Below are 13718 nucleotides of genomic sequence, written 5' to 3' on the forward strand. Positions count from 1 at the left end.
CTACCTTGGACTGGTCCGTTGTCTGTACTGGCCTATTCGCGGGCATACCCGCTCCCACAGGTACTGCACCGGCTTTGAAGGGGGTGCTGCACCTGTGGGAGCGGGCGTGCCCGCGAAAAGGGCGACTCGGTGTTTCAGTGTAGACACTCACCCACTACCCTGGCGCGAGCATCAGGTTGGGTGCCAGGCGATGGAAGCCCTCCTCGTCCAGGCGCATATCCAGCGCCAGGCTGGCCAGGTCGTCGGCCAGCGGCTCGGCCGTAGCGTCGTTTTCCAGATAATTCTGCTTCAGGTACGTATTGCACCCGGGGCAGCACTCCGCACGCAGCGGCGCCTTGCCCGGCGCATGACGGTCATCTTCAAGGCTGGTGTAGCGCAAGTCCTTGCTCGACTCGCAGTACACGCACTTTACCCGCACCACATGCCATTCACAGGCACACAACGAACAGGCCAGGTAACGCAAACCGTTGTGCTTGCCACGGTTGCGCACCACCCCTGCCATCGCCGGCGAACCGCAAGCCGGGCACTGGGCCAGGCTGCCGGAAGGCTTGAGTTCGGGTGACGGCAGCGCCAGCAGCCAGCTTAACCAGGCAGCCTGCAGCGCGGCACCGAGGAACGGGACCAACGCCGCAGGCACGGCGTCGAACTGCCCTGCAAGCAATGCGATACCCCACGCCTTTCGCTGGCTGTCATCACTTGCGCGCAGGGCATGCAACGCCGCAGCAAGCGGGCCGCTTGCCTCTTCATCAAAATGATCGATCAACGCCTGCATCCAGACCAGCCACGGCCCTTCGCGCACCAGGCTATCGGCCGCAAGGGGCGGCAAACCATGACTTATACACAGGCGCTGACGCTCTTCGGCCACCGGCAAACCACCCGGCGGGTTATCCACAAGCTGCTGCTGGAAGCGGCACAGCCACGCGATAAACCGCAAGTAATCGCCAAGGGCGTTGCCTTCGGCCAACTGCTCCAACCGCTCGGCACGCAGGGCGAACAGGTCCTTGGGCGGCAGGTGCAGAAACGGCGGCATCACCGCCGACGCTTCGATCTGCCCGGGTTCAAGTATCGTGCTCAAGCGTTCATCCTTCTTTTCGTCCGTGATTGCCCGGCGTCTTGTCGCCGGTCACTTCGCGGTACCACAACGCATGGTGCTTGCGCGCCCAGGCACGGCTGACCCAGCCATGCAGCATGGCGCCGATCGAGCCCTTGATCCAGATACCGGCGTAGATGTGCACGATGATGCTGAGGATCAGCACGAAGCCCGCCAATGCGTGGGCAAGCGATGCCAGGCGAATCGAGCCTATGTCGAAGAAATGACTGAAATAGGCCCGCCAGATCACCACGCCGCTGAGCAACAACACCAGCATGCACAGCAATAGCGTCCAGAACAGCAGCTTCTGCCCGGCGTTGTACTTGCCGACGGGCGGCACGCCGTCTTCGCGGTTGACCATCACCCGATCAATGCGACGCAACCACAGGCGGTCGTTGGCGGTGATGAAGTTGGCACGCCAGAAGCGGAACACCAGGCCGAGGAAAAACACGAACATCGCCACGCCCATGAACGGGTGCAGGATGCGCGTCCACGGGCCGCCGCCAAACAGGTGGCTTATCCAGAACAGCGCCGGGTGAAACAGCGCCAGCCCGGAAAGCCCGGCCATGAAGAACAGGATGGCGACGATCCAGTGGTTGGTCCGCTCGTTGGCGTTGTAGCGCAGGATGGGTTTGTTGTCGTTCATGGCCGCTGCTCCCCTTGCCCACCGGGCTGCTTCGGATCGTAGACATGCACCGTCGGGTCCACCTGGTGCACGCTGTCATCGGGCGGCGCCGGGTGCTCGTCCTCCTCTACGCGCTGCGGGCCAACCCGCACGTAGTGGAAGAAGCCGGCCAGCACCGCCGCGCCCATGGCCAGCAGCGCCAGCGGTTTGGTGAAGCCCTTCCACAGCCCCACCAGCGGGCTGATCACCGGCTGGTCCGGCAGGCCGGCGTACAGCCTCGGCGTGTCGGCATGGTGCAGCACGTACATCACGTGGGTGCCACCCACGCCATCCGGGTCGTACAACCCGGCCTTGTCGTAGCCGCGCGACTTCAGGTCGACGATGCGCTCGGCGGCATGCACCTTCATCTCGTCCTTGCTGCCGAACACGATTGCCCCGGTGGGGCAGGTTTTCACGCAGGCCGGCTCCAGGCCCACGGTCACGCGGTCGGAACACAGCGTGCACTTGTACGCCTTGTGGTCCTTCTGCGAGATGCGCGGGATGTTGAACGGGCAGCCGGTGATGCAGTAGCCGCAACCGATGCAGTGGTCCTGGTTGAAGTCGACGATGCCGTTGGCGTGCTTGATGATCGCCCCCGGGCTCGGGCAGGCCTTCAGGCAACCGGGGTCGGCGCAGTGCATGCAGCCATCCTTGCGGATCAGCCACTCCAGGTTGCCGTCGTCGCGCTCGTGCTCGGTGAAGCGCATCAGGGTCCAGGTCTCGGCCGTGAGGTCCTGGGGGTTGTCGTAGGTGCCGTGGTTGTGGCCGACCTCGTCACGCAGTTCGTTCCACTCCGAGCACGCCACCTGGCAGGCCTTGCAGCCGATGCACTTGGTGGTGTCGATCAGCTTGGCGACTTCCTGCTGCTGGCGTACCGAAGGCGGTACGGTCGTGGTGGCCGAGCGGGCGATGATGTCTTGGCTGGCCATCAGAGTTTCTCCACTTTGACGAGGAACGACTTGGACTCTGGCGTCTGCGTGTTGCCGTCACCCAGGAATGGCACCAGCGTGTTGGTCAGGTAGCCATGCCGGGTTGCGCCGGTGAAGCCCCAGTGCAACGGGATGCCGATCTGGTGCACGGTCTGGTTGTTGACCTGCAGCGGGCGAATCCGCTTGGTCACCACCGCCACCGCATCGATATGCCCGCGCTTGCTCGACACCCGCACCCGGTCGCCAGCCTTGATGCCTTTCTCATTGGCCAGCACCTCGCCGATCTCGACAAACTGCTCGGGCTGGGCAATGGCGTTGAGCCGGCAATGCTTGCTCCAGAAGTGGAAGTGCTCGGTCAGCCGGTAGGTGGTCGCCGCATAAGGGAACTCGTCGTGCGTGCCGAGGGTGTCCCACACCGAGTCGAAGATGCGCCCGGCCGGGTTGCTGACCACCTTCTTGTTCTGCGGGTGCAGCGGGTTGATGCCGATCGGCGTTTCGAACGGCTCGTAGTGCTCGGGGAACGGGCCTTCGGCCATCTTGTCGATGGCGAAGAAGCGCGCCACGCCTTCGGGGTTCATGATGAACGGGTTCATCCCCGCTTCTGGCGGCGAGTCGACCTTGAAGTCCGGCACGTCGGTGCCGGTCCAGGCCTTGCCGTTCCACCACACCAGGCGCTTTTTCTCCGGGTCCCACGGCTTGCCTTGCGGGTCGCTGGAGGCACGGTTGTAGAGGATGCGGCGGTTGGCCGGCCAGGCCCAGGCCCAGTTCTGCACCTGGTGCATGCCATACGGGTCGCTGTTGTCGCGGCGAGCCATCTGGTTGCCCTGCTCGGTCCAGCTGCCGGCAAAGATCCAGCAACCGGATGCCGTGCTGCCGTCGTCCTTCATCTGCCCGAAGCCAGACAGCTGCTGGCCGGCCTTGAGCGTGGCGCCGGTAGCATCGGTAAGGTCGGTGACGGCCCAACCGTTCATTTCCTTGGCCAGCTCCTCCGGGGATGGCTCGTCAGGAATCTTGTACGGCCAGCTGATGTTCATCATCGCGTCAGGGTAGGCGCCGCCCTCGGTCTGGTAACGTTGGCGCAAGCGCAGGAACAGCTCGCTCATGATCTGCACGTCGGTCCGGGTCTCGCCAGGGCCGTCGGCGCCCTTCCAGTGCCACTGCAGCCAGCGGCTGCTGTTGACCAGCGAGCCGTCTTCTTCGGCAAAGCAGGTGGTGGGCAGGCGGATCACTTCGGTCTGGATATTGGCCGTGTCGACGTCGTTGAACGGCCCGGCGTTGCGCCAGAACTCCGAAGTCTCGGTGGCCAGCGGGTCCATGATCACCAGCCACTTGAGCTTGCCCAGTGCCGCAGTGACGCGGTTCTTGTCCGGCAGCGCGGCAATCGGGTTGAAGCCCTGGCACAGGTAGCCGTTGACCTTGCCCTGGCCCATCATCTCGAACATGCGCAACACGTCGTAAGCCGGTACGTCGAGCTTGGGCAGCCAGTCATAACCCCAGTTGTTTTCTGCCGTGGCGTTGGCGCCGTACCAGGCCTTCATCAGGCTGACGTGGAACTTGCCGTAGTTCTGCCAGTACGACAGCTGCCCTGGGCGCAGCGGCTTGGAAGCGCGTTTGTCGATGTAGGTGGCATAGTCCTGCTCGGCATCGCCAGCCAGGGTCAGGTAACCCGGCAGCGAGTTGGACAGCAGGCCGAGGTCGGTCAGGCCCTGGATGTTTGAGTGCCCGCGCAAGGCGTTGACCCCGCCACCCGGCATGCCGACGTTGCCCAGCAGCAGCTGGACCATGGCCGCGCTGCGGATGATCTGCGCGCCGATCGAGTGTTGGGTCCAGCCCAGTGCATACAGAATCGTCATGGTCTTGCCCGGTACCGAGCAAGTGGCGACCTCTTCCCAGACCTTCATCATGGCATCCTGCGGCATGCCACAGATCAAGCTGGCCAGTTCCGGGGTATAGCGGCTGTAATGCTGCTTCATCAGCTGGAACACGCAACGTGGGTGCTGCAGTGTCGGGTCGACCTTGGCAAAACCATCCTCACCCAGCTCGTAACCCCAGCCGGATTTGTCGGCATACACGCGCTTGGCCTCGTCGTAGCCGCTGAACAGCCCGTCCTCGAAGCCATAGCTCTCTTTGACGATGAACGACACGTCGGTGTAGTTGCGCACGTATTCGTGCTGGATCTTGTCGGTGCTCAGCAGGTAATTGATCAGCCCGCCCATGAAGGCGATGTCGGTACCGGTACGGATCGGCGCGTAGTAATCCGCCACCGAAGCGGTACGGGTAAACCGCGGGTCGACCACGATCAGCCGCGCCTTGTTGTGCGCCTTGGCCTCGGTCACCCACTTGAAGCCGCACGGGTGCGCTTCAGCTGCGTTGCCACCCATCACCAGGACCAGATTCGCGTTGGCGATATCGGACCAGTGGTTGGTCATGGCGCCACGGCCGTACGTCGGGGCAAGACTTGCCACCGTCGGGCCATGTCAGACACGTGCCTGGTTATCGAACCCCAGCATGCCTGTTGCGCGGACGACCTTGTGGGTCAGGTAGCCAGCCTCGCTGGAGGCGGCGGAGGCAGCAAGAAAACCGGTGGTGAGCCAGCGGTTGACGGTTTGCCCCTGGGCGTTCTTCTCGATGAAGTTGGCGTCGCGGTCCTGCTTCATCAGGCCGGCAACGCGGTCGAGCGCCTCGTCCCAGCTGACCCGCACCCACTCCTTGCTGCCCGGCTTGCGTACCTCGGGGTACTGCAGGCGGCTCGGGCTGTGGATAAAGTCCAGCAGGCCGGCACCTTTGGGGCAGAGGGTGCCGCGGTTGACCGGGTGGTCGGCGTCACCTTCGATGTGGATGATGTTCTGTTTGACGTTTTTGCCCGCATCGCCCTGGCTGTACAGGATCAGGCCGCAGCCGACCGAGCAGTACGGGCAGGTGTTACGCGCTTCTTTGGTATGCGCCAGCTTGAAGTGACGCACCTGCTCGGCGAATGCCGGCGTCGGGGCCATGCCCAACGCCGCCAGGCTCGAGCCTCCAAGGCCGACGGCGGCGACCTTGAAGAATTGCCGACGGTTGAGGTCCATCGTGCACTCCTGATCAGGTGGTGGACGCACGGAACATGGCCGGCGCCTCTTGGTAGTCACGGTGACGGTTTTGACGGCCGCCAATGGATAAGACTAGTCAAGAATCAGGAAGGTGCGATGACTTGGGTCAGGGTTGGCGGAGACGGAGCCAGCAGCGCCCCACCCTCATCCGACATCAGTTTCGGAAATGGACTACATCCATGAGCGACAACCTCTTGCTAGGTTGCCCGGCCGAACAGTCCTCAGGGGTAAAGCTCGCATGAATTCGACCGCCGGCCGTGTCAGCCTTTTCTTGTGCTCTGTGTTTTTCGCCGCAAACTCACTGGCAGCAGACGCTCCCACCCCTATCACCGCCGAAGCCGCTCGCACAATGGCCGCCGCCGCCGAGCGCGCAGCCCGCGCCCAGGGGCATGCCATCGTCATCAGCATCGTCGACAACCATGGCAACCTGAAACACTTCCACCGCATGGACGGCACCAGCAGCGGCAGCATCAAGGTGGCGCAGCTCAAAGCCTCGACCTCCGCCCGCTTCCCGCTAGCGTCCAGTTCTCTCGCAGAACGAAGTGCCTCGCTCCCGGCAAACCCGTACGCATCCCTGCCCGGGTTCACGCTGCTGGGTGGTGGCCTGCCGATCAGGGATGCGAACGGTGAGCATATCGGCGGTATTGGTATCAGCGGCGCTACGCCAGAACTGGATGCGCAATTTGCCCAGGCGGCGCTGGATGGAGATGCCTGAAATCGCGCAAAAAAAACCCAGGGCAACTGCCCTGGGTTTCTTGTCCAGCTAGACGCTTACCCGCTCTGATCAGAACGGAATATCGTCATCGAAGCTGTCAAAGTCAGCGGCCGGCTGCGGCGCAGGCTGCTGCGGCGCTGGGCGCTGAGGGGCCTGTTGCGGGCGCTGGGCCTGCTGACGAGGCGGGGCCTGGTTGTACTGTTGCTGCTGGCCGCCACCTTGGTTGAAGTTGCCGCCAGCCTGGTTGTACGGGTCACCGCCTTGCTGCTGGCCCTGAGGACGGCCGCCGAGCAGCTGCATGGTGCCGTTGATGTCGACGATGATCTCGGTGGTGTAGCGCTTGATGCCGTCTTTTTCCCACTCGCGGGTCTGCAGCTTGCCTTCGATGTACACCTGCGAACCCTTGCGCAGGTACTCGCCGGCAATTTCGGCAACCTTGCCGAACAGCGACACACGGTGCCACTCGGTACGCTCGACCTTCTGGCCCGACTGCTTGTCGGTCCACTGCTCGCTGGTGGCCAGGCTCAGGTTGGTCACGGCGTTACCGTTGGGCAGGTAGCGGACTTCGGGATCCTGGCCACAGGTGCCGACCAGAATGACTTTGTTAACCCCACGGGCCATAACGTTCTCCTAGGCTTCGCACGCCGAAGAGGCCGGGTTCACCAGGCGCTCGAGGGTCGTACGGTCCAAAATTTTCGTATCCAGTTTGATATAGATGGCGGCTTCTTCAGCTACCACAACCGCGTCGGTCACACCCGGCACGGCCATCAGGCGCTCGGTCAGGCCGGCTTCCCGGACTGCCTCTGGCGTCAGCGGCATGCGCAGGCTGGTCACATAGGGCGGCTCGTTCATGCGCAACGCGACGACCAGCCAGATGGCACACAGTACCGCGCAACCGAGGAACACCATGTTCAGCCCGCCGTGCTGGAACAACCAGCCACCAAGGATTCCTCCCAGAGCAGCGCCAAGGAACTGGCTGGTGGAATAAACCCCCATTGCCGTCCCCTTGCCACCGGCAGGCGACACCTTGCTGACCAGCGAAGGCAGCGAAGCCTCCAGCAGGTTGAATGCGGTAAAGAATACCACGGTGCCGATCACCAGTCCGCGCAAACCGTCAGCCCACTGCCAGAAGAACACCTCGACCAGCAACAACACACTGACCGCTCCGGCCAGCACACGTTTCATCTTGCGCTTTTTCTCGCCATAGATGATGAACGGGACCATTGCAAAAAATGAGATGAACAACGCGGTCAGGTACACCCACCAGTGTTGCTCCTTTGGCAGCCCCCCACGGTCGACGAAGGCCAGGGGCAATGCGACGAAGCTGGCCATGAGAATGGCGTGCAGAACGAAAATGCCCACGTCCAGGCGCAGAAGGTCCGGGTGGCGCAGGGTCGGGCCGATGGCCTGGCGCGCCACGCCCGACTCGCGGTGCTGCAGGATGCTGTGCGAGTTGGGCACGACAAACGCGACCAACAGGATGCCGACCAGGGCAAGACCCGCCGTGGCCAGGAACAATCCTGACAAACCGAAGGCACTTGTCAGCAATGGGCCGACGACCATGGCGACAGCGAACGACAGGCCGATGCTCATGCCGATCATGGCCATGGCCTTGGTCCGGTGTTGCTCGCGGGTGAGGTCGGACAGCAGCGCCATGACTGCGGCAGAAATCGCCCCGGCGCCCTGCAGGATACGCCCGGCGATCACCCCCCAGATGGAGTCGGCCTGGGCCGCCAGCACACTGCCCAGGGCAAAGATCACCAGCCCCACGTAGATGACCGGGCGCCGGCCGATACGGTCGGATATCATCCCGAACGGGATTTGCAGGAACGCCTGGGTCAGGCCATAGGCGCCAATGGCCAGGCCGATCAGCGCGGGTGTGGCGCCGGCCAGGTCCATGCCGTAGGTGGCCAGTACCGGCAAGACCATGAACATGCCCAGCATACGAAAGGCAAAGACCAGGGCAAGGCCGCCAGCGGCGCGGGTTTCGCCGCCACTCATGCGCTCGTTGTGGGTGTCGTGCATGGAATAACCTCGTGTGAACCGGCGGCGATTCTATCAGTCCGACAGCTTGACGGCATCTACGCGACGCTTTGCCGCGTACTGGCAGCGCGCCGTATACTTCCTTGTTTATGCCCGCCGAGCGAGGCCGCAGTGGACAAGATCCTGATTCGTGGGGCACGTACCCACAACCTGAAGAACATCGACCTGACCCTGCCCCGGGACAAGCTGATCGTGATCACCGGCCTGTCCGGTTCCGGCAAGTCGTCCCTGGCGTTCGATACCTTGTACGCCGAAGGCCAGCGCCGCTACGTGGAGTCGCTGTCGGCCTACGCCCGGCAGTTCCTGTCGATGATGGAAAAGCCCGACGTCGACACCATCGAAGGCCTGTCACCGGCGATTTCCATCGAGCAGAAATCGACCTCGCACAACCCACGCTCCACGGTTGGCACCATTACCGAAATCTACGACTACCTGCGCCTGCTGTATGCCCGCGTCGGCACGCCACGCTGCCCGGACCACGATATCCCGCTGGAGGCGCAAACGATCAGCCAGATGGTCGACCTGGTGCTGGAGCGCCCGGAAGGCAGCAAGTTGATGCTGCTGGCACCGGTGGTGCGCGAGCGCAAGGGTGAGCACCTGGCGGTGTTCGACGAACTGCGCGCCCAAGGCTTCGTGCGGGCCCGGGTAAACGGCAAGCTCTACGAGCTTGATGAACTGCCAAAGCTGGACAAGCAGAAGAAGCACAGCATCGATGTGGTGGTAGACCGCTTCAAGGTCCGCACCGACCTGCAGCAGCGCCTGGCCGAATCGTTCGAGACCGCACTCAAGCTGGCTGACGGCATCGCCCTGGTAGCGCCAATGGACGACGAGCAAGGCGAAGAGATGATTTTCTCCGCGCGCTTCGCCTGCCCGGTGTGCGGCCATGCGATCAGCGAGCTGGAACCGAAGCTGTTCTCCTTCAACAACCCGGCTGGCGCCTGCCCGACCTGTGATGGCCTGGGGGTCAAACAGTTCTTCGACACCAAGCGCCTGGTCAATGCCGAGCTCACCTTGGCCGAAGGCGCGATCCGCGGCTGGGACCGGCGCAACGTGTACTACTTCCAGATGCTTGGCTCGCTGGCCGCGCATTACGGCTTCAGCCTGGAAGAACCGTTCGGCGAGCTGTCGGCCGATCACCAGAAGGTCATCCTGCAAGGCAGTGGCAAACAGACTGTCGACTTCAAGTACCTCAACGACCGTGGCGACATCGTCAAGCGCTCGCACCCGTTCGAAGGCATCGTGCCGAACCTGGAGCGCCGCTACCGCGAGACCGAATCGGCCACCGTGCGCGAAGAGCTGGCCAAGTTCCTCGGCACCCAGCCCTGCCCGGATTGCCGCGGTACCCGCCTGCGCCGCGAGGCGCGGCATGTATGGGTTGGCGAAAAGACCCTGCCGGCAGTGACCAACCTGCCGATCGGTGAAGCCAGCAACTACTTCGGCGAACTGACCCTCACCGGCCGCCGCGGCGAGATTGCATCGAAGATCCTCAAGGAAATCTGCGAACGCCTGCAGTTCCTGGTCAACGTCGGCCTCGACTACCTCACCCTCGACCGCAGCGCCGATACCCTGTCCGGTGGCGAAGCGCAGCGTATCCGCCTGGCCAGCCAGATCGGCGCCGGCCTGGTCGGGGTGATGTACATCCTCGATGAACCGTCCATCGGCCTTCATCAGCGCGACAACGACCGCCTGCTGGCTACCCTCAACCACCTGCGCGACCTGGGTAACACGGTGATCGTGGTGGAACATGACGAGGACGCCATTCGCCTGGCCGACTACGTGGTCGACATTGGCCCGGGTGCCGGGGTGCACGGCGGCCAGATCGTCGCCGAGGGCACGCCACAGGAGGTCATGGACCACCCCGACTCGTTGACCGGCAAGTACCTGTCCGGGCGCAAGAAGATCGTCGTGCCGGCCAAACGCACACCGCGCAACAAGAAGCTGCAGCTCAAGCTCAAGGGCGCGCGCGGCAACAACCTGCAGAACGTCGACCTGGAAGTCCCGATCGGCCTGCTGACCTGTGTGACCGGGGTCTCCGGCTCGGGCAAGTCGACGCTGATCAACAACACCCTGTTCCCGCTGGCAGCCACTGCCCTCAATGGTGCAAGCACCCTGGAAGCGGCCCCGCACAGCAGCATGGACGGCTTGCAGCACCTGGACAAGGTGGTGGATATCGACCAGAGCCCGATCGGCCGCACCCCGCGCTCGAACCCGGCGACCTACACCGGCATCTTCACGCCGATCCGCGAGCTGTTCTCCGGCGTGCCGGAATCGCGCTCACGCGGCTACGGGCCGGGGCGCTTCTCGTTCAACGTCAAGGGCGGCCGCTGCGAGGCTTGCCAGGGCGACGGCCTGATCAAGGTGGAGATGCACTTCCTGCCAGACATCTATGTGCCGTGCGACGTGTGCAAGAGCAAGCGCTACAACCGCGAAACCCTGGAAATCAAGTACAAGGGCAAGAACATCCACGAGGTGCTGGAAATGACCATCGAGGATGCCCGCGAGTTCTTCGACGCCGTACCGGCGCTGGCGCGCAAGCTGCAAACGCTGATGGATGTGGGGCTGTCGTACATCAAGCTGGGCCAGTCGGCGACCACACTGTCTGGCGGTGAAGCGCAGCGGGTGAAGCTGTCACGCGAGCTGTCCAAGCGCGATACCGGCAAGACCCTGTACATCCTTGATGAGCCAACCACCGGCCTGCACTTTGCTGATATCCAGCAGTTGCTGGACGTACTGCACCGCCTGCGCGACCACGGCAACACCGTGGTGGTGATCGAGCACAACCTGGATGTGATCAAGACCGCCGACTGGCTGGTGGACTTGGGGCCGGAGGGTGGCTCCAAAGGTGGCCAGATCATTGCCTGCGGTACACCCGAAGAGCTGTGTGAGATGAAACAGTCGTATACCGGGCATTACCTGAAACCGCTGCTGGAGCGGGATCGGGCCTGAGTGTCTCCGCTGCAATGAAAAAGCCCCTGGTACCGTTGGTGCCAGGGGCTTTTTCTTGAGTCTGTGGATAACTTACATCTGCGACTGCAGGTAGTTTTCCAGGCCGATGGCCTTGATCAGCCCTTGCTGCTTTTCCAGCCAGTAGGTGTGATCTTCTTCGGTATCCGCCAATTGCGCACGGAGAATGTCACGGCTGATGTAGTCCTTGTGCAGCTCGCACAGCTCGATGCCTTTGCACAGGGCGCCACGCACCTTGTACTCGAGCTTGAGGTCAGCCTCGATCATTTCCGGCACGGTGCTGCCGACTTCCAGGTCGTCCGCACGCATGTCAGGGGTGCCTTCGAGCATGAGGATGCGACGCATCAGGGCATCGGCGTGCTGCGTCTCTTCTTCCATCTCGTGGTTGATGCGCTCGTAGAGCTTGGACAGGCCCCAGTCTTCGTACATGCGCGAATGAATGAAGTACTGGTCGCGTGCCGCCAGTTCGCCCTTCAGCAACGTGACGAGGTAGTTGATTACGTCTGGGTGGCCTTGCATCGCCCTGCTTCTCCATGTGAAAACATCTATGCCACATAGTGTGAACCAGCTTTTGCCTGCGGTCACTGAAAAACGCGCAATCAGACGCAAAAAATCGGTTAAACAGTAGTGATATTCATTGAAAAACCGCCCAAATGAGGGCGGTTCTGCTTATCACTTAGAGTCAGGCCAGATTGATGCCCAAGGCCTTTGCAATCCCTTCGCCATAGGCCGGGTCGGCCTTGAAGAAGTACTGCAATTGGCGCTGAATCACGTCTTCGCTGACACCTGCCATGGTGCCGGCGATGTTGCTGATCAACAGCGCTTTCTGGTCTTCGCTCATCAGGCGGAACAACGCGCCGGCGTGGCTGAAGTAGTCGGTGTCCTCTCGGTGATCGTAACGGTCTGCCGAACCATTCAGGGCCAGTGCGGGCTCAGCATGACGGGGCGACTGCTTCGGTGCCTCAGCGTAGCTGTTGGGCTCATAGTTCGGCGCGCTGCCGTAACTGCCAGTGGCCATGGAGCCGTCGCGCTGGTAGCTGTTGACTGCGCAGCGTGGCGCATTCACCGGCAAATGCTGGTGGTTGGTGCCCACACGGTAGCGGTGTGCGTCTGCGTAGGCGAATACACGGCCCTGCAGCATGCGGTCCGGCGACAGGCCAACCCCTGGCACCATGTTGCTCGGCCCGAACGCAGCCTGCTCGACTTCGGCGAAGTAGTTGAGCGGGTTACGGTTGAGCTCCAGCACGCCCACCTCGATCAGCGGATAGTCCTTCTGCGACCAGGTCTTGGTGACGTCGAAGGGGTTCTCGTCGCGGCTGGCAGCCTCGGCTTCGCTCATCACCTGAATGCATACGGTCCAACGCGGGTAGTCACCACGTTCAATGGCTTCGAACAGGTCGCGCTGGGCGTAGTCCGGGTCAGTACCCGCCAGGCGTGCAGCCTCTGCCGGGGCGAGGTTCTTGATACCTTGCTGGGTCTTGAAATGCCATTTGACCCAGGTGCGCTCACCCTTGGCGTTGATCAGGCTGTAGGTGTGGCTGCCAAAGCCGTGCATATGACGATAGCCGTCCGGAATGCCACGGTCCGAGAACAGTATGGTGACCTGGTGCAGCGCCTCGGGCGAGTGCGACCAGAAGTCCCACATCATCTGGGCGTTCTTCAGGTTGGATTGCGGATGGCGCTTCTGGGTGTGGATAAAATCCGGGAACTTCAGCGGGTCGCGAATGAAGAACACTGGCGTGTTGTTACCCACGATGTCCCAGTTGCCTTCCTCGGTGTAGAACTTGACGGCAAAGCCACGCGGATCGCGCTCGGTGTCTGCAGAACCACGTTCGCCGCCGACAGTGGAGAACCGCAGGAAGGTTTCTGTTTGCTTGCCGATCTGCTCAAACAGCTTGGCGCTGGTGTAGTGGGTGATATCGCGATTGACGGTAAAGGTGCCGTAGGCGCCCGAGCCCTTGGCGTGCACTCGGCGCTCAGGAATGTTCTCGCGGTTGAAATGGGCAAGCTTCTCGATCAGGTGGAAGTCGTCGAGCAACAGCGGGCCACGCGGGCCGGCGGAACGGGAGTTCTGGTTGTCGGCTACTGGTGCACCGCTGGCGGTGGTAAGAATCTTGCTCATGGGCTCTCCTTATCGATCTTCAAGCGCCGGCTAATCGGCTTGGAGAGAGTATTGACGAGCAAGGTTACCGGTACAAATTCATTACATGACTTGTATCAATAG

General features: G+C 62.5%; 10 protein-coding genes. 2 read left to right on the forward strand and 8 right to left on the reverse strand.

The window, feature by feature from the left end; genetic code table 11:
• Positions 1–154 precede the first annotated feature (154 nt).
• From fdhE to fdnG, 4 genes are read right to left on the reverse strand one after another with little or no spacing between them, the layout of a single operon-like run.
• Positions 155–1075 (reverse strand): formate dehydrogenase accessory protein FdhE, encoded by a 921-nt coding sequence (gene fdhE, locus AK81_RS12240; protein ID WP_043199399.1) that lies wholly within the window; start codon positions 1073–1075, stop codon positions 155–157.
• Positions 1076–1079: 4 nt separating this feature from the next.
• Positions 1080–1736: a formate dehydrogenase subunit gamma gene (locus AK81_RS12245; protein WP_043199403.1), complete on the reverse strand. Its 657-nt coding sequence runs from the start codon at positions 1734–1736 to the stop codon at positions 1080–1082.
• Entirely contained in the window at positions 1733–2683 is a 951-nt protein-coding gene (fdxH, locus tag AK81_RS12250) for a formate dehydrogenase subunit beta (RefSeq protein WP_043199404.1), read from the reverse strand. The genes AK81_RS12245 and fdxH overlap by 4 nt, the downstream gene beginning before the upstream one ends.
• On the reverse strand, positions 2683–5751 hold the full coding sequence (gene fdnG, locus AK81_RS12255; RefSeq protein WP_154100772.1) for a formate dehydrogenase-N subunit alpha: 3069 nt from the start codon (positions 5749–5751) through the stop codon (positions 2683–2685). Before fdnG ends, fdxH begins: the two co-directional genes overlap by 1 nt.
• 259 nt (positions 5752–6010) lie before the next feature.
• On the opposite strand from fdnG, the gene AK81_RS12265 reads away from it, so the two are divergent.
• Positions 6011–6487, forward strand: coding sequence for a GlcG/HbpS family heme-binding protein (locus AK81_RS12265; RefSeq protein WP_081042054.1), 477 nt, complete (start codon positions 6011–6013; stop codon positions 6485–6487).
• Positions 6488–6556: 69 nt separating this feature from the next.
• Here AK81_RS12265 and AK81_RS12270 read toward each other — a convergent pair whose 3' ends face one another.
• Together AK81_RS12270 and AK81_RS12275 are read right to left on the reverse strand one after the other, a co-directional pair.
• Positions 6557–7108 carry a single-stranded DNA-binding protein gene (locus AK81_RS12270; protein WP_043199409.1) on the reverse strand — a complete coding sequence of 184 codons (552 nt, stop codon included), beginning with the start codon at positions 7106–7108 and terminating at the stop codon, positions 6557–6559.
• Between the two features lie 9 nt (positions 7109–7117).
• Positions 7118–8512, reverse strand: a complete 1395-nt coding sequence (locus AK81_RS12275) for an MFS transporter (RefSeq protein ID WP_043199410.1) — start codon at positions 8510–8512, stop codon at positions 7118–7120.
• A gap of 129 nt (positions 8513–8641) precedes the next feature.
• Here AK81_RS12275 and uvrA point away from each other — a divergent pair, with 129 nt between their 5' ends.
• Complete coding sequence (uvrA, locus tag AK81_RS12280) at positions 8642–11476, forward strand: excinuclease ABC subunit UvrA (RefSeq protein ID WP_043199411.1); 2835 nt, start codon at positions 8642–8644, stop codon at positions 11474–11476.
• Positions 11477–11548: 72 nt separating this feature from the next.
• Here uvrA and bfr read toward each other — a convergent pair whose 3' ends face one another.
• Both bfr and AK81_RS12290 read right to left on the reverse strand, forming a co-directional pair.
• The gene (bfr, locus tag AK81_RS12285; protein ID WP_003257116.1) at positions 11549–12013 is read right to left on the reverse strand and encodes a bacterioferritin; all 465 of its coding nucleotides are present in this window, start codon (positions 12011–12013) and stop codon (positions 11549–11551) included.
• 163 nt (positions 12014–12176) lie between these two features.
• Positions 12177–13616, reverse strand: a complete 1440-nt coding sequence (locus AK81_RS12290) for a catalase (RefSeq protein WP_043199413.1) — start codon at positions 13614–13616, stop codon at positions 12177–12179.
• Between the last annotated feature and the right edge of the window lie 102 nt (positions 13617–13718).

The organism is Pseudomonas putida W15Oct28 (assembly GCF_000708715.2).
In the GTDB taxonomy this organism is placed as follows: Bacteria; Pseudomonadota; Gammaproteobacteria; order Pseudomonadales; family Pseudomonadaceae; genus Aquipseudomonas; species Aquipseudomonas putida_R.

Coding starts and splice junctions, on each gene's coding strand:
- AK81_RS12275 (WP_043199410.1), bottom strand. CDS start 8,512: ATGCACGACACCCACAACGAGCGCATGAGTGGCGGCGAAACCCGCGCC.
- AK81_RS12270 (WP_043199409.1), bottom strand. CDS start 7,108: ATGGCCCGTGGGGTTAACAAAGTCATTCTGGTCGGCACCTGTGGCCAG.
- AK81_RS12245 (WP_043199403.1), bottom strand. CDS start 1,736: ATGAACGACAACAAACCCATCCTGCGCTACAACGCCAACGAGCGGACC.
- bfr (WP_003257116.1), bottom strand. CDS start 12,013: ATGCAAGGCCACCCAGACGTAATCAACTACCTCGTCACGTTGCTGAAG.
- AK81_RS12290 (WP_043199413.1), bottom strand. CDS start 13,616: ATGAGCAAGATTCTTACCACCGCCAGCGGTGCACCAGTAGCCGACAAC.
- AK81_RS12265 (WP_081042054.1), top strand. CDS start 6,011: ATGAATTCGACCGCCGGCCGTGTCAGCCTTTTCTTGTGCTCTGTGTTT.
- fdxH (WP_043199404.1), bottom strand. CDS start 2,683: ATGGCCAGCCAAGACATCATCGCCCGCTCGGCCACCACGACCGTACCG.